This window comes from Actinomycetota bacterium (assembly GCA_018333515.1).
GTDB lineage: Bacteria > Actinomycetota > Aquicultoria > Aquicultorales > Aquicultoraceae > Aquicultor.
The window spans coordinates 1-22,969 of record JAGXSZ010000020.1; the positions used below are offsets into that span (position 1 = coordinate 1).

At 54.1% G+C, this 22,969-nt stretch carries 21 protein-coding genes; 8 read left to right on the forward strand and 13 right to left on the reverse strand.

The genetic code is table 11. From position 1 onward, the window contains the following. Positions 1 to 694: 694 nt before the first annotated feature. Positions 695 to 2,950 carry a hypothetical protein gene (locus tag KGZ93_04545; GenBank protein MBS3908877.1) on the reverse strand — a complete coding sequence of 752 codons (2,256 nt, stop codon included), beginning with the start codon at positions 2,948 to 2,950 and terminating at the stop codon, positions 695 to 697. 642 nt (positions 2,951 to 3,592) lie between these two features. Between KGZ93_04545 and dut the strand changes: the two genes are divergently transcribed. The 6 genes from dut (at position 3,593) to KGZ93_04575 (ending at position 8,565) form a co-directional block, all read left to right on the forward strand. After that, positions 3,593 to 4,024 carry a dUTP diphosphatase gene (gene dut, locus KGZ93_04550; protein MBS3908878.1) on the forward strand — a complete coding sequence of 144 codons (432 nt, stop codon included), beginning with the start codon at positions 3,593 to 3,595 and terminating at the stop codon, positions 4,022 to 4,024. A gap of 49 nt (positions 4,025 to 4,073) precedes the next feature. Next, on the forward strand, positions 4,074 to 4,337 hold the full coding sequence (locus KGZ93_04555) for a hypothetical protein (protein ID MBS3908879.1): 264 nt from the start codon (positions 4,074 to 4,076) through the stop codon (positions 4,335 to 4,337). A gap of 280 nt (positions 4,338 to 4,617) precedes the next feature. After that, complete coding sequence (locus KGZ93_04560) at positions 4,618 to 5,520, forward strand: ABC transporter substrate-binding protein (protein ID MBS3908880.1); 903 nt, start codon at positions 4,618 to 4,620, stop codon at positions 5,518 to 5,520. Between the two features lie 26 nt (positions 5,521 to 5,546). Then, positions 5,547 to 6,725: an ABC transporter permease gene (locus KGZ93_04565; protein MBS3908881.1), complete on the forward strand. Its 1,179-nt coding sequence runs from the start codon at positions 5,547 to 5,549 to the stop codon at positions 6,723 to 6,725. Next, complete coding sequence (locus KGZ93_04570; protein MBS3908882.1) at positions 6,722 to 7,822, forward strand: ABC transporter ATP-binding protein; 1,101 nt, start codon at positions 6,722 to 6,724, stop codon at positions 7,820 to 7,822. The genes KGZ93_04565 and KGZ93_04570 overlap by 4 nt, the downstream gene beginning before the upstream one ends. Positions 7,823 to 7,899: 77 nt before the next feature. Continuing rightward, the gene (locus KGZ93_04575; protein MBS3908883.1) at positions 7,900 to 8,565 is read left to right on the forward strand and encodes an ABC transporter permease; all 666 of its coding nucleotides are present in this window, start codon (positions 7,900 to 7,902) and stop codon (positions 8,563 to 8,565) included. A 1,002-nt stretch (positions 8,566 to 9,567) separates the two neighbouring features. Here the strand turns inward: KGZ93_04575 and KGZ93_04580 are convergent. From KGZ93_04580 to KGZ93_04635, 12 genes are all read right to left on the reverse strand, one after another. Further along, positions 9,568 to 9,987 (reverse strand): hypothetical protein, encoded by a 420-nt coding sequence (locus KGZ93_04580; protein MBS3908884.1) that lies wholly within the window; start codon positions 9,985 to 9,987, stop codon positions 9,568 to 9,570. Between the two features lie 216 nt (positions 9,988 to 10,203). Then, a complete protein-coding gene (locus tag KGZ93_04585) occupies positions 10,204 to 10,599 on the reverse strand; it encodes a hypothetical protein (GenBank protein ID MBS3908885.1) in 396 nt (131 codons plus the stop codon). Between the two features lie 55 nt (positions 10,600 to 10,654). After that, positions 10,655 to 11,185, reverse strand: coding sequence for an SH3 domain-containing protein (locus KGZ93_04590; GenBank protein ID MBS3908886.1), 531 nt, complete (start codon positions 11,183 to 11,185; stop codon positions 10,655 to 10,657). A gap of 125 nt (positions 11,186 to 11,310) precedes the next feature. Next, complete coding sequence (locus KGZ93_04595; protein MBS3908887.1) at positions 11,311 to 12,609, reverse strand: phenylacetate--CoA ligase; 1,299 nt, start codon at positions 12,607 to 12,609, stop codon at positions 11,311 to 11,313. Positions 12,610 to 12,827: 218 nt separating this feature from the next. After that, complete coding sequence (locus tag KGZ93_04600) at positions 12,828 to 13,556, reverse strand: ABC transporter ATP-binding protein (protein ID MBS3908888.1); 729 nt, start codon at positions 13,554 to 13,556, stop codon at positions 12,828 to 12,830. After that, positions 13,549 to 14,319 carry an ABC transporter ATP-binding protein gene (locus KGZ93_04605; protein ID MBS3908889.1) on the reverse strand — a complete coding sequence of 257 codons (771 nt, stop codon included), beginning with the start codon at positions 14,317 to 14,319 and terminating at the stop codon, positions 13,549 to 13,551. The genes KGZ93_04600 and KGZ93_04605 overlap by 8 nt, the downstream gene beginning before the upstream one ends. After that, positions 14,306 to 15,313 (reverse strand): branched-chain amino acid ABC transporter permease, encoded by a 1,008-nt coding sequence (locus KGZ93_04610; GenBank protein MBS3908890.1) that lies wholly within the window; start codon positions 15,311 to 15,313, stop codon positions 14,306 to 14,308. Before KGZ93_04610 ends, KGZ93_04605 begins: the two co-directional genes overlap by 14 nt. After that, the gene (locus KGZ93_04615; GenBank protein ID MBS3908891.1) at positions 15,310 to 16,191 is read right to left on the reverse strand and encodes a branched-chain amino acid ABC transporter permease; all 882 of its coding nucleotides are present in this window, start codon (positions 16,189 to 16,191) and stop codon (positions 15,310 to 15,312) included. Before KGZ93_04615 ends, KGZ93_04610 begins: the two co-directional genes overlap by 4 nt. 182 nt (positions 16,192 to 16,373) lie before the next feature. Beyond that, entirely contained in the window at positions 16,374 to 17,546 is a 1,173-nt protein-coding gene (locus KGZ93_04620) for an ABC transporter substrate-binding protein (protein ID MBS3908892.1), read from the reverse strand. A 162-nt stretch (positions 17,547 to 17,708) separates the two neighbouring features. Beyond that, on the reverse strand, positions 17,709 to 18,323 hold the full coding sequence (locus KGZ93_04625) for an indolepyruvate oxidoreductase subunit beta (protein ID MBS3908893.1): 615 nt from the start codon (positions 18,321 to 18,323) through the stop codon (positions 17,709 to 17,711). A gap of 11 nt (positions 18,324 to 18,334) precedes the next feature. Then, positions 18,335 to 20,080 carry an indolepyruvate ferredoxin oxidoreductase subunit alpha gene (gene iorA, locus KGZ93_04630; protein MBS3908894.1) on the reverse strand — a complete coding sequence of 582 codons (1,746 nt, stop codon included), beginning with the start codon at positions 20,078 to 20,080 and terminating at the stop codon, positions 18,335 to 18,337. Between the two features lie 183 nt (positions 20,081 to 20,263). Then, a complete protein-coding gene (locus tag KGZ93_04635; GenBank protein ID MBS3908895.1) occupies positions 20,264 to 20,776 on the reverse strand; it encodes an adenine phosphoribosyltransferase in 513 nt (170 codons plus the stop codon). A 178-nt stretch (positions 20,777 to 20,954) separates the two neighbouring features. Here KGZ93_04635 and lpdA point away from each other — a divergent pair, with 178 nt between their 5' ends. Together lpdA and KGZ93_04645 are read left to right on the forward strand one after the other, a co-directional pair. Continuing rightward, a complete protein-coding gene (gene lpdA / locus KGZ93_04640) occupies positions 20,955 to 22,352 on the forward strand; it encodes a dihydrolipoyl dehydrogenase (protein MBS3908896.1) in 1,398 nt (465 codons plus the stop codon). A 312-nt stretch (positions 22,353 to 22,664) separates the two neighbouring features. Beyond that, positions 22,665 to 22,969, forward strand: a 305-nt coding sequence (locus KGZ93_04645; protein ID MBS3908897.1) for a winged helix-turn-helix transcriptional regulator, incomplete at its 3' end; no start/stop codon positions are given.

The window sequence follows — 22,969 nt, forward strand, 5'->3', positions numbered from 1 at the left end:
CAACGCCAAAGCCATCATTATAACCAATGCTTTTTTCATACTTTTCACCTCCTTTTTCGTTGAAATCGATTTAATAACATCTTTCATAAATATTTCACCTCCTTTCAACAGGGAATAGAATAAATAGAGTATTCAAACTTTAAAAAAGTGGGAACGCGCGGTATTTGACTTGCTATGGAGTAAAAAACACCCATACTATCCTTTTTCGCTTGTCGGGTTTGGTCTTAAGGTTTTCAAAATGAAGGCTGCGTCTAGTATTGTGAATAAGGGCACTAAGCGTTGCTAAAAATTAGCGATATCGCTCTTACGGGATACCGCTCATCATTCTTACGAGGGTTTCCCTGTCAGGCCTTGAAGCATACCTTAATATAACTGAGTCGTTAAAAATCAACTAGCTTTTCGGTATACCCTTGTCTGCCATGCGCAATACCACTTAAACCCATTGTAAACGCTAGGCTGTTACAGTCAATACATCGGGGGGTATATAATTTGTAATATTTAGCAATACCGGTATCGACCAAGCCCTTCGTGTGCGCGGATGTATGTAGGTCGAAGAGGGATTAGGAAGAGGCCCGGTATCGCCCGGGCCTCTTTTGTGTTTTATGCTATATCGTAAGTCATCCGTTGTGATATTTAGTTATGTCATCCGTTGTAAGCCTTTGCGAGTAATCCTTGTTAAACCAACAACTCTGCTTTACGGCAAGCCGCGGGTTAGCAACTCGTCGTCGTGGTTGTCTGTAGTAAGCGTCGGCGAGTCGATGTGATCGCTTGCGCTCGTAGCGTTCCAGACTGTCGGGTTGTGGCAGTCCAAGCAGACGCTGTCGAGGTCGTGCGCTTTGAGGGTTAGACCAGCGCTATTGGTGGTCTTACCGTCATAGGTCTTCCTTATGTCGCCTACATTAATCACCTTGCCGCCGGTAAAGTCGAGACCGAAGAGGTCGTCTTTGAGCATCTTGAAGCCGAGGGTGCGGTGCGGCCAACTGAAGCCGTCATCCGCACAGCTCACATCGCCGGATATTTTGCCCATTGCAACCGCGCCGGTCGCGTTTCTCCAGTCTGAATCCCAGTTAGTGGTGCGCGATTTTTGGAAGTAGCCCAATGTCGAGTTCGGCCCTGGGCCAAACGCGGGGGATACCAGGTTTCTGTCGCTGCCGAGCGGGTTGTCCGCGGTCGGCGTGCTGACAAGGGTGGTTCTGGCCATGCTATACAGCGAGTTTGATTTTGTATTATCGGCTGCAAGCGTTGGGTCGCCTGTGTACGCACCGGCATCGTGGCAGACCGAGCACCTGCTTGAGCCCTTGTGGCAGTTGCGGCAGTGCGGACCAAAATTCTGACCATCCTCGGGATTGAAGACCATCTGGCGCCCGCAATGTCTCGGCTGCGTATCGTGGCCGTACGCCAGGTCGTAGTTGCCCCTGAAGTTCTCGTTCCCCGCGCCCGTTTTGCTTGTGCCGTCAGCGTTATTGCCCTGATTGCGCAGCGCGCGATCCTCGCTGAAGAGCGGGGCTTTGACCGTGTGCAGACCCGCGTTACCGTCGTGGCAGTCGGTGCAGAACTCGCTTACCGTCCAAACGGTGCACGGAACATTATTTGGTTCCGTATAATCGCCTGTACCGGTCCACGCCCCCTGCGCGTCCGCACGGCGTACTTTCTCGGTGATTAAACCGACGGCCTCACCCGTGCTTTTCGCATAGCTAGCCGTTATGCCGCCGCCATTTGCCGCACTCGCTCTCCACAAAGATTTAGTCACGGTGCCCAATGGGCTGTTCCAATCGATCGGCATTTTGTTTACCGGATAGCTCGTGTTGCCGTCGAACTCAAAAAGGGACTCCGTGACAGCATCATCGATTTCCTGACCGGCTGTTATCGTGATATCTTTCTCCGGCTCGGCTATCTTCGCGATAAACTGCGATAGGGTAAGATTTTCGTCACCCGATGTACCGTTAAGGGAAGAACCCGCTTTAGGTTTCCAGATACCGCTCTTTACGATCGTGGTTGTGCTTGCGATTTCGCGGTCCGGGTTTTTGATCAAGAGCCAGGTGCCCGAGGGCCAGAACGGCTTGTTCATACCCTGCGGGTTGTTGGCGGCTTTGAGCGCTTTATCCCAAGTGCCGCCGCTGCCCGAGTTCAAGACACCGTAGACTTTGCCGTCGAGTTTGCCTCGAATACCAACCGGTTGCCCGGCTTTGTCGAAGCCGAGCATGCGCGCCGGGTTGGCGTGCGGGCTGTGGCAGTCGAAGCAGGAGAAACCGCCCTGCCAGTAGTTAGGCGTAAACGCGGGGTAGGTGTCGTCCGGCGCTTTCCACTTGCCGGTGCTTATGCCGAAGCCCATGGTGTGGCCGACGTTGTACTCGGTGGTGTAGGCGTCGTCGTTGTCCATCTGGATGTTGTATCCGCTTCCCGCGCCGGTGCCGTGGCACCAATCGCACGCCTCGAACCTGGTGTCCGAGCGGAGCAACTTGAACTTGCCCGCCGCGCGGTGGACCGCGTGGCACTCACGGCACCGGTGGGTGGACGTGAGGTAGCCGCCGTGCGGGCCGGACTGGAACACGAAATCGGCTAGCGCCGTAGTCGTAGTAACCGTGCTGCCGGTTATGCGGCTTACCTGGTCGCCGCCGGCGATATAGTCCTGGGCGTCGTTGTAGTTGTAGCCGTCAACGCCGGTCGTGTACGGGCTATTCCAGGTACCGTAGACATGGGTGCTCCATTTGTTCGTGTCATTTGGAGTTGAGCCGGTATAAGCACCTGAGGTTACGGCTATGCCTCGCTCGAAGTACCCATAGCGCTTCGCGGGATTATTATTTTGTTCCAATGTCAAATCATAATCGCTAGCGACGATATTGCCCGGGGTAGACGGATCCGTGGTCGCCGGCTCCTGTTTCGCGAGCGCCATGCCGCCCATCGCGAACAACAACGCCAAAGCCATCATTATAACCAATGCTTTTTTCATACTTTTCACCTCCTTTTTCGTTGAAATCGATTTAATAACATCTTTCATAAATATTTCACCTCCTTTCGACCGGGAATAATCTCAGAAAATCCCTGAATCTATTTAAGTTATTAATAGACAATCCGCGAGATCGAATGATTTGTGGTACGATTTATGGTACGTGTGGCGAAAGCCGCATGCGAATAGTGCCGGGACTCGTCGGGCTCGACTAAATTTGGTTAGATTCAATACCGCTGGGCATTTACCCTAATTATTTCAAAGCGGATGATACCTACCCGTATTCACTCGCGCGAATAAAATAAACCCAGCGGCACTGAATATTGTTAACTTAGCGATATATCGTTGTTAAGTGTTTCTAATAGTTGCTTGAAGGTGTTGCGGCCTGTAATAAGCTATAAGGGCTAGTCTATACTTTATCGTAATATCATGTCCACTTATAGTTATTATAAGCATTACACATTTACTGTCAAGTGGTTTCTTGCTCTTTTCTTTTATTCATCTCGAATTCTTATATAGCCGCCTTACAGGCCGGCTAATGCAACGCCGGAAAACCGACTTATCGCTTACGCTTGCGTTGAGATTCTGTTACGATAATCTAAAGTGAGACACGCGGACAAACTTCTACCCAAGGAGGCTCGACACTTGCGAATCGACATCAAGATGCTCGACGAGGAGTTGCCCGTCCCGGAGTATGCCCACGAAGGCGATGCGGGCTGTGACCTGAGAAGCCGCATCGACCAGACGATACCCCCCGGCGAGCGCGCGCTCATCCCGTCAGGAATAGCTATGGCCATACCCGACGGTTACGCCGGTTTCGTACAACCTCGGAGCGGCCTCGCCATCAAGAACGGCATAAGCATCGTAAACACACCCGGTCTTATAGACAGCCGATACAGGGGAGAGATAGGGGTCATCCTCATCAACACCGACAAGGACACACCTTTCAGCGTCGCCAAAGGCGATAAAATAGCGCAGTTGGTAATACAAAGAGTCGAGCGGGTCGAGTTCGCGCCCGTCGAAGCGCTCGATGAAACCTTGCGGGGCGCGGACGGTTTCGGAAGCACGGGGGTATAGCGCAATGGGGGTGAAAAGCAGGGGGCTCTGACGATAAGGAGGACGTAGTATGGCTATGTCGTGTACGCTGTCGGATTTGGAGACATACCGGCGGGATGTCGACACGATAATCTCGCTGGTCGATGTCGAAGATGCTAAGGAACGTCTTGTCGAAAAATTCTTAAGCGACCCGAGTTTTAGGTCCAAGGCAGAAGAAAACCGAGCTGTTTTTCTTCCGATCGTTGATAAATTGCCTTCTACGTGGTTAATGACCAAATTTCTCCACCTGTGCGACGAGGCTCTAAACGAGCTTCGATTTCGCACATTACAGTAACTGACGGACCAGCCCACCTGCTCACGCTAAAACCGCGGTCTAAACGCCGCGGTTTTTTTCCGGGCGAGGGTCGGGGACAAAATTCCTGATAACCCGACGTAAGACCGGATTCGATGTTTCCCGTAATTCGCTAATGGGCAAAGTTAAAGCGTGTTTTGTCTTTTTGCCCGGCAAGCGCTATTATGGTTGGCAATGGCACAGAGAGGGGGCGAAGTTGAAAAAACATCTCATCAACAGCGTCGCAACACTTTTGATTCTCGCGCTTTTGGTTGGCGCGTCGATGATGAGCGGATGCGCATCCCGACAACCTCAAAGCCAAACCTCCGACAAGAAGGGGCCGGTTATTGTCGCGTCGAAAATCGACACCGAGGGCGCCCTCCTTGGAAATATGATAATAGAGATGCTCGAAGCCAACGGCTTCGAGGTCGTCGACAAGGTAGAGTTCGGACCGACCGACCTTACCCGCAAAGCGATTATCAGCGACGAAATAGACATCTACCCTGAATACACAGGCAACGGGGGCTTCTTCTTCGACGACACCGACCCCAACGTATGGAGAAACGCCGACAAAGCGTTCGATACCGTCAAGGCGCTCGATAAAGAACAGAACGGCCTGGTCTGGCTTGATCCCGCTCCCGCGAACAATACATGGGCAATAGCGGTCCGAAAAGACCTCTCCGGGACCGAAAAGATAAAGACGATGGAGGACTTTGCCGCATACGTCAACCGCAAAGGCTTTGTCAAACTCGCTTGCTCGGAGGAGTTTGTCGGCAGACCCGACGCGCTGCCCGCGTTTGAAAAAGAGTACGGGTTCAAGCTGGCCAAAGACCAGCTGGTAATATTGGCGGGCGGAAACACCGCGCAGACCGAGAAGGCGGCCGCCGAGGGCACCGACGGGGTTAACTTTGCGATGGCCTACGGCACCGACGGTGCGCTGGCCGTCCTAGAGTTGCTGGTCTTAGAGGACACCAAGGGTGTCCAACCGGTCTACGAGCCGGCGCCGCTCGTGCGCAACGAGATAATGACGAAATACCCCGAGATTGAGGATATATTAAAGCCGGTCTTCGAATCCCTCAACATGGTCACGCTGCAAGCGCTCAACGCTAAGATAGCGGTGGAAGGCCGGGATGCCGCGACGGTAGCCAAGGATTATCTTGATTCCGAAGGCTTTTTGAAGAAATAGGTACCGACAGGGGAGTGGGCCGGGCATTGCGATTATCTCGTGTTGATAGAGTCGTTCTCGCGGGCGTTACGCTTGGCCTGTTCTCCATTTCTATCCCGGCTTTCGTGACCTATAGGCCGAACAGGCTCGCCGCGGGCGAGAGCTTGAATCTATGGAGTGCTATAGGCGCGTGGGCCATTCTATTCTATTTACTATGGCTGAGTTTGGTTATAGTGGTGCCGCTCGTTAAGAATGATACCGCAAGAAACGCCGCGACCGGGGTCCTCGCAAACGCGCTCTTCGTCTTGGGCTTCCTATTTGCCGGAATCGCAGCGACGGATCTCGCTTCTAGCGAAAACCCGTTCGCGCGCACCTCGCTGGCCGCGGGTTTCTGGTTAAACACGCTGGCCGCCTATATCGTTTTGGTGTTCGCGCGCCAAAATCTCGGTCAAGACCGAGTTCTTGGAACCATAACGACCTACGCGGGTTTCGGAGGCGCGGCGCTCTTGGCTGCCGGCGGCTTCGTCAACGAGCTTTCTATTATGCAAGAGTTGGTCAATAACGAAGAGCGCTTTATCGCGGAGGCGCTCCGGCACCTGACGCTTTCAGGTATTGCCGTGACTATAGGCTCGGTAATCGGCGTCACGCTCGGGATCATCGCTTTCAAAAACCGCGCGTCGGAGAGACCGGCCTTCTTGTTTGTCAATTTCGTGCAAACGATACCGAGCCTGGCCCTCTTCGGTCTCATGATTGCGCCGCTGGCGTATTTCTCGGATACGGTGCCGTTCTTGCGGCAGCTCGGCGTTGAGGGCATCGGAACGGCCCCGGCGCTCATCGCGCTTACCCTATATTCGCTCCTTCCGATTACACGAAATACATTCACCAGCCTCTCGATAATCCCCTCGGGGGTCATCGATGCCGGCTTCGGCATGGGGATGAGCCGCCGGCAGTTGCTTATCAAGGTCCAAATACCACTGGCGTTGCCGGTTGTGCTGACCGGCGTTCGAACCTCCGCAGTGCAGGCGATTGGAAACACGACGGTAGCGGCGCTCATCGGGGCCGGGGGCTTGGGAACGTTCGTCCTTCAGGGTCTCGGCCAAGCGGCTCCCGACTTGATACTCCTCGGCGCAATATCGATTATTTTCATCGCGCTCGCCGCCGACACCGCCTTGCAAGCCCTGATAACCGCGCTTACGCCCAAGGGAGTCTCGGGAGCGGCACAATGATAGAGTTGCTAAGCGTATCGAAGAAATACGGCGACGCCTTCGCGGTAAAAGATATCTCTATGGTTATAGGCAAAGGCGAGCTATGCGTCCTTATCGGGCCGTCGGGATGCGGCAAATCCACGACGCTGAAGATGATAAACCGCATGATCGAGCCGAGCAGCGGAGATATTCTTATCGATAGCGAGAGCGCGGCGACGTTTAGGCCGGAGCTTCTCAGACGGCGAATCGGATATGTCATACAAAGCGTCGGCCTCTTTCCTCACATGACTGTCGAAGAAAACATCGCGGTCGTGCCGCGCCTGCTCAAGTGGGAGAGGAGCCGCGTCGCGGCGCGCATAGCCGAGCTGCTCGAACTCGTCAAACTCGACCCGCTGAAATACCGCGAGAAATATCCCGCTGAACTCTCCGGCGGGGAAGCCCAGAGGGTCGGCGTCGCCCGCGCTCTCGCCGCCGACCCGCCGATTCTTCTGATGGATGAGCCCTTTGGCGCCATCGACCCATTGAGCCGGGAACGCCTGCAATACGAGTTCGTCAAGATACAAAAAGAACTCGGCAAAACGGTCGTCTTTGTCACTCACGACATCGACGAAGCGATAAGGATAGCCGACAAAATAGCGATTCTAAGAGCGGGGGAGCTGGTCCAATACGACACGCCCGAGAACATCCTGGCGGCTCCGGCAAACAAGTTCGTCCATGACTTCGTCGGCATCGACCGGGCACTCAAGCGTCTCTCGCGGTTTAAAGTCGGCAAACTAATGCGTCCCACTACATCGATTGCCATAGCCAACCGCCTTACCTCACTCGATGAGCTGCGCAAGAAAGGACGGTTCTCATGGGTAACCGATGAGAACATGCGTCTCCAAGGCTGGGTCGAGCTGACTAAAATAGCTACGGAAAAAGAGCTTAAGGAAGCGCTGACCGAACTCGACGCCGATGTAGTCTCAGCCCATGTCGACACCTCGCTCAAGAACGCCCTTTCGAAGATGCTGGAGCACGGCGTAAAAACGCTCGCAGTCGTAGATGAAAATACTCGGTTGACAGGGGAGATACGCATGGAGGATATCGTCGACTTTACCGATGGGGGTGATTCAACTTGAGAGCTGCGCCCGCGGGACGGCGAGAATGGATAAAAGCCGCACTCCTCATCCTCATCTTCGCGGCGCTCATTTCGAACATGGCGCTGTGGGAGGCGCTTTTGCGGTTTCTCTTTCCGGGAGAGAAGGACGTTCTATATCCGCAGGCAGATCTGACGCAACTAGTCGGAGAACACCTGGCGCTCGTCCTAATCTCGAGCGCGCTCGCCATTATCGTCGGTTTGGGGATCGGGATTTTCGTAACGCGGCCGGCAGGCAAAGATTTTTTGCGAATCGCGAACGACCTTAGCTCGCTGGGGCAGACCTTTCCCCCGGTAGCTGTTCTTGCGTTGGCCGTGCCGTTGCTGGGGTTCGGGTTCAAACCGACCGTCACGGCGCTCTTTATATATAGTGTGCTCCCCATATTGCGCAATACGATTGCCGGCTTGGAAACGGTCCCACAAGATTCAATCGAAGCCGCCTATGGGATGGGAATGAGCAAATCTCAGGTGCTTGCCCGTGTCGAGCTTCCCTTAGCGCTTCAGGTGATACTCGCGGGTATTCGCGTCTCGGTCGTGGTCAATATCGGTACCGCTACTATCGGCGTCGTTGTCGGCGCCGGAGGCCTCGGCTCACCAATAATCTCCGGTCTGGTCCGCGGCAACCCCGCCTTCGTCTTAGAAGGCGCGCTCGCGGCGGCTCTCTTAGCGTTGCTCGCCGACTTCCTGATAGGCAAAGTCGAGCATAGCTTATCTTGGAGCCGTTAATCGCGAATAACGGCAAAACATTGCCAAACGATGTAATTTCTACTCCTTCAGAATATAGTTGTGTTAAATAATGGCCGTGTCGAACCTTTACGCATACGCTGACCTGCGCATACGCGCTCATTTCGCCTCTAAGGCGTTTTCCCCTGTGTCTTAATGTTTTACTATGCCTAATCTTCGAACGTTAGTCTATTTGGCCTTTAATAGCACAGCAATCAATAGCACGCTATCTTTGAAAATTAGGTGCTACTAGTACCGCGTTACCTTAATTTCTTTGTCATTCTGAGCGAAGCGAAGAATCTCAACTGTTGCATTATGCCATAGTCTGAGATTCTTCGCCTCCGCTATCGCTACGGCTCAGAATGACAAACATAAGGATTACCGTGTTCCGGTACTAGATGGGTGAAATAGACGTGCGCTCATAGAGAGCGGGGTGCTGCAGTGCTAGGCGATTGTCTTTGAATAACGCAGGGAGACTTAGCGGTCCGTCTATAGCGCCCATGTAGAGTGGCCGCCACTCTAAACATATACCGGCAGCAAAGCGGTATATGCCAATGCTAAAACCGTTGTTTCAACGCAGTTTTAGCATCATTATTCACAAGTTATCACTTACCATAATATATGTTATGTTAACTAATGATATTTTTGGACTAAATGTGCATTACTGCTGCTCAGCCCGGCCTTAAGAGCTTCCGTTAAGAACTTACGGCTCAGTATTGCTACCATTAGGCTCAATGCGCCTCGCATTCCACGACATCATATACATTTAAGCCTCTCGTATCGCTCGCGCATCCCCGGCCTTTTCAGGGACGCGCTCGCTCCCGCTTCTTGCGGTGGATAGTCCTCGGCCCCCGGACGGCTAAGCGCCGATGAAGACTTCGCTCCGCGATGACGGTACAAACACCGCGCTCTATCGCCTCTTTCCCCTGTTCGAACAAGTGTTCTAATGGGCGACCGCGATATCGAACCTATAAAGAAGTTTGTCTTCGGTAAAGACCTGGGGTTCTAGGGTTCGGTGTCTGTGGGGTCATCCTCCGCGATGAGCTTAGACGTTTCAACTGTCCCAAGCGCCCAGCCTACTAGGAGCAGCAGCACAAACAGGACATATAATCGAATCGGTGAGACACTTGCGTCGAGGGCATATCTTGAGACAATAACCGATGATAGCGGCAGAAGCGTCACGGCTCCGAATATTCTTGAAAACTCTTTAAGATCGAGCCGCCTAAATACGCGAATACCTAAAATGTGCCGGTGAATCTTCCTACAAGAGAGAGCCTCGTAAAAAAGGTATGCCACACTCAGAGAAACAGCCGCCGCGATAACCGCGACCTCCACCATCCGCAACCCACCGGCTACATACCACAGCACGCCAAAGACCATCAATGTAAGGACTGTTATTCCTAAGGCGGCCATTCTTTTATTCATGGTTCTACCCCGGCTGCAATCGCTTCATGGCTTTGCGAGAGCGTACCACTAAAGCAAAGCTATTTCAAGCTACGTCTCTTGGAGTACATTTTTAGATGAGGCAATACGGCTACCTCCTGGAGTACATTTTAGTTGAGCAACATGGCTTACGCAATGTAAGTTTGCGTTTTGCACTAAAAATCAGGGGCAGCGCTTCCGGTAACTTCTACGCATGTCCTATTTCGTCCGCCCAGCCACATTCTGAACGCCCGAAAAATACATCACATCTACCAGCTCCGGCTTGACTATGACGTATACCTCTTCTATGCCATAGGTCTCGTCAAATCCCATCTTCGTCATTTCCCCGAGGTCTCGCGCCATCTTCTTATAGCGCCTCTTGGCTTCGCGCCCGCTCTCTAAAATCGCGAATTCAATGACCTTGTTTTCGGTAGTAAGCACTTGGAGCCGATATGTGACCTTGACCTTGCTGGGGTAGGCTTTGGGCGCCCTATAGAGAATATCCTCTCGCCATTCGAGGTCGTCCGGGCGCTCCTCGAAAACCCTCAACAACCTCGCGCGATAATAATCTTTAGCCATGCCGAATGATTTTGTCTGCTTCTGTTCTTTGAACATCTCCGCTCCAAATTAATTTTCAACCGTCGTTCGCGGGCGGTTCCCGGCGGCGCCCCTACGGCGCCGTTCTGGTCAAACCGGCGCGGCCGCTGACATACCCGATTTCGTCATTGACCGTTCTCACCTTCATCCAGCCGTTTACGCGCTCCTCGACCGCTACTATAGTCCCCTTGCCCAAGCGTGCTTTTACCTTTGAACGCGTACTCGGTCCCTCCCTCAGCAATAGCGCGTCGGCCAACACCTGCACTCGGTCCCTTCCCGAGAGCACCTTGATCTCTCCGGTCGGCGGCGGTTCGGTCGTTGTCGTCGTTTTCTCGGGTATCATGGTCGTCGTCGTCACGCCGGCGACATTCGTGGTGCTAACGGCAGCCTCCCGCGATACCGCCGGTGTCCCCGTGGCCGTCGATTCGCGCATGGAAGCATCACCGATTTGCCTGAGAACCATCACCGGCTGCGTCATCTTCCAAATAACGACCATCACTATAAGCAACAAAAACCAGGCGGTCGAGTGCCTTATAATAATGCCGTTCCAGTCCTTTTCGTGACGTTCGTGCTCCGCGCTATGGTCTTTGTCGTACTCAAACATTATTCTGCATCCTCTTCCGCCACTACTCGATAAGGATTAATCACCAAGCCTTTAGTCGCATTCTGTTGGAGCAGGCCGCTATTGTCAAGCGCCGTACATACCATATTAGCGCAACTAAATATCGATTAAAACTCGCGCTTGTCTATGACCCGCTTAGCTTTTCCGCTCGTTCTCTCCAGCGTTTTCGGCTCGACCAATTTGACATGTACTTTTATGCCGAGGACCGTGTTTAGTTTATGTTCTATCTCATGCTCGAACGCGAGTAATTCCCTCATCTCGCCCGGAAAGAGTTGATTCGAAACCTCTACGAGAAGCTCGACATCGTCCATCGCACCGCGCCGGTCGACGATTATCTGATAATGCGGCTCGATGCCCTCGATCTCGAAGAGAACGCTTTCGAACTGTGACGGGAATACGTTTACCCCGCGAATTATCAGCATGTCATCGGTACGCCCGCGAACTTTCTCCATCCGCGCCAGCGTCCTGCCGCACGCGCACGGCTCCTCGGTCACCCTCGTAAGGTCGCGCGTGCGGTAACGGATAACCGGGAACGCCTCTTTGGTAAGGGTGGTGAAGACGATTTCGCCGATTTCGCCCGGCGCGACATGCTCGCCCGTCTCGGGGTCTATGACCTCTACCAGTAAATGGTCTTCGTTGATGTGGAGCCCGCTTTTCGCCTCGCACTCGCCGGCGACTCCGGGGCCCATTACCTCGGTCAACCCGTAATTGTCCGTCGCCGATATGCGCATTTTATCTTCTATCTGCTCACGCATCTTGTCGCCGCACCGCTCGGCTCCGAAGAGGCCGAGCCGAAGCGGCATCGCCGCGAAATCGATGCCCATGCCCTCTCCGACCTCCGCGATATGGAGAGCGTATGAGGGCGTCGATACGAGAATCGTCGCACCGAAATCCTTCATCAGCATTATCTGGCGTTCGGTGTTGCCGGTCGAGACAGGCACTACCGACGCCCCTATTCTCTCCAAGCCCGCGTGCATGCCGAAGCCCCCGGTAAACAGGCCGTAGCCAAACGCCATCTGCGCGATATCTTTGGCATTGGCCCCGCCGGCGACAGCCACACGCGCTGTAAGCTCCGACCATGTGTGGATATCCGCCCGGGTGTAGCCGACCACGATTGGTTTGCCGGTCGTGCCCGAAGACGAGTGGACGCGGACGACTCTTTCCATCGGCACCGCGAACATTCCGAATGGATAGGTGTCACGAAGGTCGTTCTTGACTGTAAAAGGCAGGCGGGCTATATCCCCGAGGTCCCTTATGTCCGACGGTTTGACGCCCGTATCTTCAAACTTGTCCCTGTAAAACGGCACCTCGTTGTAGACCCATTTAACCAGCGCCTGCAGGCGCTTTAACTGTAAGTCCTTAAGTTTTTCGCGATCGATCGCCTCGTATTCAGGATTCCAGATCATCTCTCGCCCCTTAGTGTCGGTTCAGGTTGCATGCTCTATTGTCCATCGGCTTCAGCCGGGTAATCGGCGGCTAAGGCATCGTGTCGGACACCGCGCAGTCGTTATACCAGCGCAAATAGCTGTTCTCTTACATTAAAGTGCGCTTTTGTGAAAACACACTTTAATTGGTTCTTCACACTATTGGGCGGGCAAACGCTTGCACGCCACAAACCGCCCGGCTAGTGCGCTTTTTTGCGATGTCCGAAATATATCGCCTTAACGTCTTCGTTTGCCAGCAGGTTTTGGCTGGTGTCGGCCATTACCACCTCGCCGTTTTGCAAGACATAACCCCGGTCGGCGATGCTCAACGCCACCATAGCGTCTTGCTCGACAAGTAGCAGGGTCAGACCCTTTTTTCGTAAGTCTCTCAAGATGGCGAAGATGTTTTGGATTATAATCGGCGCCAAACCCATCGAGGGCTCGTCGAGAAGGAGCAGCCGCGGCTTGGACATGAGCGCCCGGCCTATCGCAAGCATCTGTTGCTCGCCTCCGCTTAAGGTGCCCGCGGTCTGCTTCCACCGTTCCTTCAAGACCGGGAAGATCTCGAAGACGAACTCGATATCCTCATCTATCTCTTTCTTGCTGTCTCTCCGGTATCGCGTGTACGCTCCGAGTTCGAGGTTTTCCATGACGGTGAGCGGGCCGAAGAGCTGCCGGCCCTCGGGCACATGCGACATTCCGTCCGCGACTATCTTCGCGCATGAGAAACGCTCTATGTTCCTGCCTTTAAATACTATCTCTCCCGAACTAGCCCGCACGACGCCCGAGACGGTCTTGAGAAGGCTCGATTTCCCCGCGCCGTTAGACCCTATCATGGTGACTATCTCACCCTCATCGACCCTTAAGTCTACCCCTTTTAAGACTTCGATGTGGCCATATGAGGCCCTCAAGCCCCTTATATCAAGCATGCTCTATCTCCCGGCCCAGATATGCTTGTATGACTTGCTCGTCTTGTTGGATAAGGAGCGGCGGCCCCTCGGCTATCTTCTTGCCGAAGTTTAACACGACAACCTCGTCCGAGATCTCCATGACCAGCCCCATGTCGTGCTCGACAAGAAGAACGGTCACCCCGTTGCCCCGAATTCGGTAGATGGTGTCGGCTAGCCGCGCGGTCTCCTCGTTGTTGAGACCCGCGGCCGGCTCGTCGAGCAATATCAGCTTCGGCTCGGTCGCGAGTGCCCTTGCTATCTCCAGCAAATGCCGCTCGCCGACCGGAAGGTCGTCCGAGGACGCCTTCGCCTTTTTCTCCAGCCCCACCAAGGTCAAGAGTGAATAGGCTCGCTCTTCACTCTCCAGATCTTCCCTGCGCACAGACGGTAATCCGAGCATACAGCTGAAAATACCCGATTTTGTTTGGGAGTGCCTGCCGACCATGACGTTCTCTAAGACATTCATATTCGCGAAAATCTGCGTATTTTGGAAGGTTCGCGCGATTCCTGTCTCGGCGACTTCGTGAGGCCTCATCCCCGTGATATCGGCGCCGTCGAATAGCACCTTTCCGCTCGTCGGCTTATCTATACCGGTCAGCGCGTTGAAAAGCGTGGTCTTTCCGGCGCCGTTCGGCCCGATCAGCGCTTTGATCTGGTCTCTGTGGACGCGAAAACTTACGTCGTCGACGGCCATAAGACCGCCGAACTGCTTTTTAAGGTTTTCGACCTCAAGAAGCGGCATGCTTTTCACCCGCCGTTTCCGGTATCGTTTCCATCCGGTGCTTGACTTTCTTAGCCATATCCGAAAATGCGCCGTATACGCCTTTCGGCATAAAGACCATCGCCAAAATCAGAATCGCGCCGAATATCACCAGGTTGTAATCGTTATATGATTTCAAGTATTCCTGCATTATCGTCAGTGTCGAGGCCCCGATGACCGCGCCCCAGACATTGCCCATGCCGCCGAATACGGCCATGGTGACCAGGGTCACCGAGACGGTCAGAGTAAACGACTCCGAGCTTACGTAACCCGCCATGCTCGCATAGAGGCTCCCGCCGATGCAGGCTAAGATGCCGCTTAAAACGAAGACCTGTATCTTATATTTGGCGGTGTCGACACCCGTAGACGCGGCGGCTATCTCGCTGCCGTGGACCGCGCGCAGCGCGCGCCCAACTCTGGATTTCGCGATATTTAACGCCATCACCAGACATGCCACAAGAACTATCCAAACCAATATATACAATTTCCGCGGCGTATCGAACGCGAAACCCGCTATCGACGGGGCCGCCACACCGTAAAGTCCGTCGGCGCCACCGGTAAACTCGCGAAGCTCGATGAATAAGATATGGACTATCTCGGCAAAGCCGAGGGTCGCCATGGCCAAATAATGGCCTTTGAGCCTGAGCGCCGGTATCGCGATAAGATAGGCGACCAACCCGCCGACCAGTATCGCCGCTACTATGCCGAGCCAAGCCGACATCCCATACTTGGTCGTCAGAATCGCCGAAGAATAGGCGCCGATGCCGTAGAACGCCGCGTGCCCCAGCGAGACCTGCCCCGCGTAGCCCATCAGCAAATTCAGGCCGATGACAATAATCGTGTTTATGGCCAGCACTATCAGCATCTTCATATAGTAGTTGTTGGCCAGAACGTTAGGTGTGGCGGCCATGATGAGCGCGTATGACCCCACCCATAGCCACTGCTTGTCCAGACGAGCGCGCCATCCCGATTTCATACCTTCTCCTTTATGCGCGCTCCCAATATACCGTTCGGCCTCAAGAACAGCACCAGCAGCAATATCAAAAACGCCACCGCGTCTTTATAACCGGAAGCGATAAAGCCGATGCTCAGCGATTCGAGTATCCCGAGCAGAATGCCGCCGACGACCGCGCCGATCGGGTTGCCAAGCCCGCCGAGGACGGCTCCCGCAAAACCCTTCAGCCCTAAAAAGCCGCCCATAGAGTAGGTGACCATAGATATCGGCGCAATCAGGACTCCCGCTATGGCGCCGAAAGCGGCGCTCAACGCAAACGATAAAAGAACGATGCCGGACGAGTTGATTCCCATCAGCCTCGCGGCGGTCTGATTAATCGAGCACGCCTTCATAGCTTTGCCGGTAATGGTTTTCTTATAGAATATCTGCAGCAATACAACGGTCACCATCGTGATTCCGAAGACCCAGATACTCTGCGGTACTATCGAGGCCCCGAAGAACATTATCGGGTCGTCGCCGCTGAACGCGGGTATCGTCAACGGGTCACGGCCCCATATAACCATCGCGATATTCTTGAAGAGTATCGACGCGCCGACCGTAACGATAATCAGCGTCATGATCGAGTGGTTGATAAGCGGCCGTATCGCGAGGCGCTCAAAGACCACGCCGATAAGGGTGACGATAATTACCGAGAGCAGCACCGCCGCGAAGAGAGGCAAGCCCGCACCGACATAAAGCGAGACGGCGATAAGACCTCCGTACACCACGAATTCGCCTTGCGCGAGATTGATTACCTGGGTCGAATTGTATATGAGAGTGAAGCCTAATGCGATTAAAGCATAGATGCTTCCGCTCGTTATTCCGCTGACGATAAATTGGAGAAGCTGTTCGAACTCCATCTAAACTGTGATTACACCTCAAAATAGATTAGGGTCCGCAAGGTAACCATTTAGCTTGGCGCTATGCCGACCTGTTCTTGAATATACTTAGAATACACTAAAGAGAGCCGGACAAAAAGCCCGGCTCTCTCGATACGTCACCCTGCGTTAATTATTTAGCGCTCAAGCGCTAAATAATTCGGCTATTTCTTCTCGCTCCACTCTCCGTCTTCTATCTCGACCATTATCATATCCGATGTTTTCAGGCCGTCATGGTCGTCGGCACCGTAGTTAAAGATACCGCTGATTCCGTTGAAACCCTGGGTCTCTTCGATGGCATCCCTAAGCGCTTCGTTATCGGAACCCGCTTTTTCAAGTGCTTGGACGAGTATATGAATGGCATCATACGCATGGCCCGCGAAAGAATTCGGGCCCTCCGCATATTTAGCCGTGTAGTCAGCGATAAACTTGTCGATCGCTTCTTTCTGCTCGTCTTGGGCCGATTCGGGTACGAGTATTTTCGCCGCCGGGAAGACGACGCCGTCGGCGGCAGTACCGGCAAGCGTAATAAAGCTCTTGTTAGCGATGCCGTGGCTGCCCACGAAAGGGATGGTCATGTTGAGCTGCTTCATATTCTTAGCGGCGATTGCCGGGCTGGGGTTGGTGCCCCATACTACCACGACCTCGGCATCGGCCCCTTTGATTTTGGTCAGCTGCGCGGTCATATCCGTGTCTTCCGTCTTATATGACTCGACGCCCACGACCTCCAAGCCGGCGTCGGGCGCGCGCCCCCGCAGCTCGGTAGCGCCGCTTTGGCCGAACGCGTTCGAGTCATGGAGAATCGCGAACTTTTTGACTTTAAGGGTCTCGCTTAGATAATCGATGACTTTCTGAACGGCGATAGCGTCGCTCTGAGCGGTTCTAAATATCCATTCGTTCGGGGCTTCGGTAATAAGGATTCCCGCCGCCATAGAGATGTGCGGGACCTTGACCTTTGCGGTCTCCGGCTTCATGGCTAGAGTGGACGGGGTTATTGTTCCGCCGATGATAGCGATAACGCCTTTCTCGTCGATAAGCTTACTTACGGCTGTGGTAGCGTTCGCGGGATTGCTCTCGTCATCCTCTATAAAGAGTTCTATTGGATGACCATCGACGCCCCCGTCTTCATTTATCTGTTCGACGATCATTTCCAGCGCCTTTTTCTCAGGCTCGCCCAGAGGCCCGGCCGGACCGGTCGCGGAGACTACCGCGCCTATCTTATACGGTTCCTTCGTCTCCGCAGTCGTCTCCGTGGTTTGCTGCTCGGCACCGCCCCGGCATCCTATCGCAAAAATCGCCAGAGACACCACGAGCAACAGCGCTATCCATTTCTTCATACGGTCCCTCCTTCAAATAGTCCAAACCATCACGTTATATTATGCCGCTTGGCCGACCGCTCTCCCCCCTTCGTATGATGATAACCGCTATTTCTCAGATATAAGTTATCCGCGACACACGCTATTGAATAGTTAATTATAGACCCGAACAACCGGCCCTCGCTAAATCAAGGCTTCATCGGCCGTGACCCGCTCATAAATATACGCAAAACCGGTTTCAAACGCACTCTTGTTTATCTCGACGGTCTTGGGCGGCACGCGCCTTTCGATAGCCGCGTGCCAAACGTCTTTTCCAATCGGCATCAGCGAAGCTAGACATCCGAGCAACACGATGTTCGCGGCGCGCGCGCTCCCGCTCTCCTCGGCCTGCGCGGTCGCATCGACCGCGATGAGCGTTATCCCCTTAGCGATAATCCGCTCTTCTATGTCTCCGGGATATTCGGCCTTACCGAGTAAGACCGGCAGCGGGTTGAGGGTCTCATCGTTCATGATGACGGTTCCGCCCGGTTTTAAATAATCGCTCCAACGCAACGCCTCGAGCTTCTCAAATGAGAGCATATAGTCCGCCCGGCCTTTTTCAACAACCGGCGAGTATACCTTGTTTCCAAACCGTACCATCGTGTTGACGCTTCCGCCGCGCTGGCTCATTCCGTGTATCTCGGCCATCTTCACATCATACTCGGCGCTGACTAAAACATTCGACAATATGTCCGCCGCCAGAATTATTCCCTGTCCTCCGACGCCGACTATCAATACACTCCTGACTTCGTTGCTCATCTGAACCTCTCTTAAATTCCAGCGCCCTGATCGGCCTGCTCGTACTTGACAATCGCGCCTGCCTTGCATACCTGCCCACAGACATCGCAGCCGATACACTGGGAGGGCTCGATTCTCGCTCTATCGGATTCCCATGATAGCGCCGGGCAACCAAGCCGCATGCATGCTTTGCAACTATCGCACTCGTCTATGACCATGAGCGGCTCGGCGGTGACCTTCTCAGCGAGCAAACACGCCCTCCTAAATATTATTACCGACGGTTCGTCTTTGGCTATCTCTTCGGTGATTGCCGCGCGAACCGCTATGAGGTCGTACGGGTCTATCACCCGCACCGAAGCCACGCCCAATCCTCGCACCAGCTTTTCAATATCGACCTCGACACCCGCGTCCCCCTTGAGCGTCTTGCCGGTTCCCGGGTGGTCTTGCCTGCCCGTCATGGCGGTCGTGCGATTATCTAATATTACGACCGTCACTATTCCCTTGTTGTAGACGACATCGACGAGCGGCGTGATTCCTGAGTGCATAAAAGTCGAATCTCCGATGACCGCCACCACATCCTTGCGGCCGGTAGCCTTCTGGAAGCCCATCGCGTTTCCGATGCTCGCACCCATACAAAAACAGGTGTCCATCGCTTCGAGCGGAGGCGCCACACCCAACGTGTAGCAACCGATATCCCCAGTGACCATCAGTTTCATCTTCTTAAATATATAGAACACGCCCCGGTGCGGGCATCCCGCGCACATCATCGGCGGTCTTGCCGGTATATCGTCGACCGCCGTTAAGCTCGCCTGCGCGTCGGCGTCGCCCAGCACGCCCGCGCGTATCGCCTCGGGGTTGAGTTCGCCTATCCCCGGGATGAGGCGTTTGCCGACCACCGGCAGGCCCCAGGCTTTAAGTTGGTCCTCGATGAACGGGTCGAGTTCTTCGACGACTATCACCTTTTCTATCTGCCCGACAAAATCGGATATCATGCGCTTGGGCAGCGGATGGACCATGGTTATCTTTAGAACCGAAGCTTCCGGGAAGACCTCTTTGACATACTGATATGAGACGCCGTCGGCTATAAACCCTATGCCGCGGCTGCCCCATTCGACCCTGTTGCCCGGAAACTCCTCCGAGAACTCGGCCAACGCCTCTAGTCTCTGATCCAAGCTATTGCGACGTTGCCGCGCATACGCGGGTATCATGACGTATTTCCGGACATCCTTCTCATATTCGCGACTGCTCTCAGCGCGCTCGATATCGACGTCAACGAGTGATTTCGAATGATTTATCCTCGTGGTCATCCTCAGTATTACCGGAATATCGAAACGCTCGCTAATCTTCAGTCCTTCGTCGACGAGCCACGCCGCCTCTTGGCTATCGCTCGGCTCCAGCATCGGTACCTTCGCCGCTTTCGCGTAGTAGCGGTTATCCTGCTCGTTTTGCGAGCTGTGCATGCTCGGGTCGTCGGCGTTGACGATTACGAGGCCGCCGTTGACTCCGGTATAGGCCAGTGTGAATAGCGGATCCGCCGCCACATTTAGTCCCACATGCTTCATGGTGACGATGGTCCTCGCGCCCCCCAGCGACGCACCGATACCGACTTCCAGGGCTACCTTTTCGTTCGGCGCCCAAGACGAGTCTACCTCGTCGTACTTGGCCAGCGCCTCCAGAATCTCCGTGCTCGGAGTTCCGGGGTAGCCGGAGGCTATTTTAACCCCCGCCGCATACGCCCCATAAGCTATCGCTTCGTTTCCTGATAGAAGAACTTTCATCTCTTAAACCCTAACCAATCATGATTTACTTACCGTGCAAAACATTCTACCTGTTGGTTTACGAAAAGCCTCCCTATTTCTATACCATCTAAGTACCTAAAAAGCAATTAAACGGATATCACCTGATAGGGTTAGTGATTCCTTATATTACGATATGAGCGAGCGGGGCTACGAGCGCGGAGGCTAATAGGTTATCAGCGAGAATATATCGCGGCCGTTGAGCTTCGAACGCCCGTTTAAGAACAGCAGCTCTATAAGAAACGCGATGCCCACGACATTCCCACCCAATAGTTCTACCAGCTCTATCTTAGCGGCCGCCGTACCGCCCGTCGCGATGACGTCATCGACTACCAGGATGTTCTGGCCTTTCTTTATCGCGTCTTCGTGCATCTCCAGCGAATCGAAGCCATACTCCAGCTCGTATTGCGCCTTGCACGTATTGTACGGTAGTTTCCCGGGCTTCCGCGCCGGTATAAAGCCGCAATCGAGCGCGTAGGCCAGCGCGCTCGCCAAAATAAACCCTCTGGCCTCGGCGCCGAGAATCGCGTCTATTTGTTTCCCCTCGTAATGCCCGGCGATGGCATCGATGGCGTATTTAAAACTCTTGGCATCAGCCAAGAGCGGCGTTATGTCGCGAAACATAACCCCTTCCTTGGGCCAGTCCGGAATGTCTCTCACATAAGCTTTTAGATCCACGTTTACCCCCTAGAATAACATTCTTAATGCCAATCTATCACAACCGTCCGCCAAATGCAGCCCGCACCCGGCGGGTTTACGGGGGTCGATTTAGAGACGCCTCCTCAGGGGTATGATAAAGGTGGTCGCGCGCTCGACCCCTGCATACTAAAATCCGCCTTGTGATTGGAGGTCTGTAATGGACAAATATATGATAGCGTTTATAGGGAGCGGGCCCGCGAGTTATGTCGGTGCCATAAAGGCGGCCCGCAGCGGTATACCCACCTGCATTATCGAAAAATCCGGTTTTGGCGGAGTTTGCTTAAACACGGGCTGCATACCGACAAAATCCTTTGTCGCATCGGCAAAGGCCATCCGCAACGCCGGCCGCGCGCGGGAATTCGGGTTTGAAATCGACGGAGACATCCGCATCGACATGGCGGCTTTGCGCAAACGTAAGGACCGGATAGTCGATATCGAGCGAAAAGGGCTCGGAGAACTCGTCCGCGACAGCGGCGTCGATATCATAGAAGGTACCGCAAGCTTTGTCGATGCCCATGACCTGGCAATCAACAGCGCCCAGGGCGAACGTATCATTTTCGCCAAAAATACCATAATCGCGACCGGCTCCGTATCGGCCTCCCTGCCGTTTATGCCCTTCGACGGAGCGAGGGTCTTCTCAGGCGAAGATATCCTCTCTCTGGAGAGCATCCCATCGTCCATGGTAATCGTGGGCGGCGGCTATATCGGGTGCGAATACGCGTCGCTCTTCGCTACCTTAGGGACGAAAGTGACGGTCATCGAGGCGCTACCGCGTATCCTGAGCAACGCCGATGAAGAGATATCCGAGATTCTGGCGCGCGAACTCAAGAAAGACGGTGTAAGGGTACTCGCGGGTCGCAAAATAATCTCCGCCCAAATCGACGGGGCGGTCTCCGTCACGCTCGAAGACGGAACGGTCGTCTCCGCGGATGTAGCGCTCGTCGCCGTCGGGCGAAAGGCGTATACAGCGGGCCTTAGCCTTGAAAACGCGGGTGTAAATGTGCGAAAGAACGGCGCCGTCGAGGTGAACAACGAGATGATGACTACGACGCAAGGAATCTACGCTGTCGGCGATGTCGCCGGTGAGCCGATGCTCGCGCATGTCGCATCCGCTGAATGCCGGGTAGCGGTCGAAAACGCGCTCGGCAAGCACCTGATAATGGACTATAGCGTCATCCCCAGCGCGATTTTTACGCATCCGGAGATAGGCGGCGTTGGATTGACCGAAGCCGAAGCGCGCGCCAAAGGGATGGATGTGCGCGTCGGTCGAGTGCTCATGCGAAGCCTCGGCATATCGCATGCGGCCGGTGAGATATCCGGCATGGCTAAAATCATCTGCGACTCCATCTCCGATGCCGTTGTCGGGGTACACATAATAGGCGAGCGCGCGACCGACCTTATCCATGAAGCGGCCTTAGCTCTCTTTCAGGGCCTCTCCGCCTCGACGTTGAGTCGGATGGTCCACGCCCACCCGACATTCTCCGAGATACTATCGGAGGCGGCCCTCGACACGCTCGGTGATTCGATATACTCGGCGAAGCCGAGGAAGGCATAGACCAAGCGCTGATTCTTGCCGCCCCAACCCAAGCATTTATCGATTTCACATCCGTTAGTTGACTTCCCGGCGCGAACGGGCTATACTTCTAAGCAATTGAGATTGCGTCTCGTTCTCATAACTCAATGTCGCGACATTAAGTTATTTAGATGGGGTGATTTTTAGGCAAATTTACAAGGCTCGATATTTAGAAAACCGCTATTGCTTTGAAAGATTTAAGAGAAGACCGTACGCAAAAAGGAAGGTTTAATCGATTAATGACGTTTACCGACGAGTACCTTACTATAAAACCGAAAGGATTTGTGAGTACAGATGGCCCATAAGCTCAATAACCAGCCGACCATAATCGAACTGGGAGACATCAAAATCGACCCGGCCAAACACTCGGTCGCCGTCGACGGCAACGAGATCTCGCTTCGCCTTAAAGAGTTCCAACTACTTCACGTGCTCGCCTCAAAGCCCGGTGTCCTGTTCACACGTCACGATTTGGCGGCGCGCGTGTGGGGCCATGAGTTTTACTCGTCGAGCCGCACCATCGACGTGCACATAAGGCGCATCCGCAACAAAATCGAAGAGCACTCGCGCTTTTCCTTTATACAGACCGTACACGGCCTCGG

What these genes read in the sequence shown, in the direction of transcription:
- KGZ93_04620 (MBS3908892.1), bottom strand. Translation starts at nt 17,546, where the DNA reads ATGAAGAAATGGATAGCGCTGTTGCTCGTGGTGTCTCTGGCGATTTTT.
- KGZ93_04555 (MBS3908879.1), top strand. Translation starts at nt 4,074, where the DNA reads ATGGCTATGTCGTGTACGCTGTCGGATTTGGAGACATACCGGCGGGAT.
- KGZ93_04585 (MBS3908885.1), bottom strand. Translation starts at nt 10,599, where the DNA reads ATGTTCAAAGAACAGAAGCAGACAAAATCATTCGGCATGGCTAAAGAT.
- KGZ93_04560 (MBS3908880.1), top strand. Translation starts at nt 4,618, where the DNA reads ATGATGAGCGGATGCGCATCCCGACAACCTCAAAGCCAAACCTCCGAC.
- KGZ93_04615 (MBS3908891.1), bottom strand. Translation starts at nt 16,191, where the DNA reads ATGGAGTTCGAACAGCTTCTCCAATTTATCGTCAGCGGAATAACGAGC.
- KGZ93_04595 (MBS3908887.1), bottom strand. Translation starts at nt 12,609, where the DNA reads ATGATCTGGAATCCTGAATACGAGGCGATCGATCGCGAAAAACTTAAG.
- KGZ93_04600 (MBS3908888.1), bottom strand. Translation starts at nt 13,556, where the DNA reads ATGCTTGATATAAGGGGCTTGAGGGCCTCATATGGCCACATCGAAGTC.
- KGZ93_04605 (MBS3908889.1), bottom strand. Translation starts at nt 14,319, where the DNA reads ATGCCGCTTCTTGAGGTCGAAAACCTTAAAAAGCAGTTCGGCGGTCTT.
- KGZ93_04590 (MBS3908886.1), bottom strand. Translation starts at nt 11,185, where the DNA reads ATGTTTGAGTACGACAAAGACCATAGCGCGGAGCACGAACGTCACGAA.
- lpdA (MBS3908896.1), top strand. Translation starts at nt 20,955, where the DNA reads ATGGACAAATATATGATAGCGTTTATAGGGAGCGGGCCCGCGAGTTAT.
- iorA (MBS3908894.1), bottom strand. Translation starts at nt 20,080, where the DNA reads ATGAAAGTTCTTCTATCAGGAAACGAAGCGATAGCTTATGGGGCGTAT.
- KGZ93_04570 (MBS3908882.1), top strand. Translation starts at nt 6,722, where the DNA reads ATGATAGAGTTGCTAAGCGTATCGAAGAAATACGGCGACGCCTTCGCG.
- KGZ93_04575 (MBS3908883.1), top strand. Translation starts at nt 7,900, where the DNA reads ATGGCGCTGTGGGAGGCGCTTTTGCGGTTTCTCTTTCCGGGAGAGAAG.
- KGZ93_04610 (MBS3908890.1), bottom strand. Translation starts at nt 15,313, where the DNA reads ATGAAATCGGGATGGCGCGCTCGTCTGGACAAGCAGTGGCTATGGGTG.
- KGZ93_04545 (MBS3908877.1), bottom strand. Translation starts at nt 2,950, where the DNA reads ATGAAAAAAGCATTGGTTATAATGATGGCTTTGGCGTTGTTGTTCGCG.
- KGZ93_04580 (MBS3908884.1), bottom strand. Translation starts at nt 9,987, where the DNA reads ATGAATAAAAGAATGGCCGCCTTAGGAATAACAGTCCTTACATTGATG.
- KGZ93_04625 (MBS3908893.1), bottom strand. Translation starts at nt 18,323, where the DNA reads ATGAGCAACGAAGTCAGGAGTGTATTGATAGTCGGCGTCGGAGGACAG.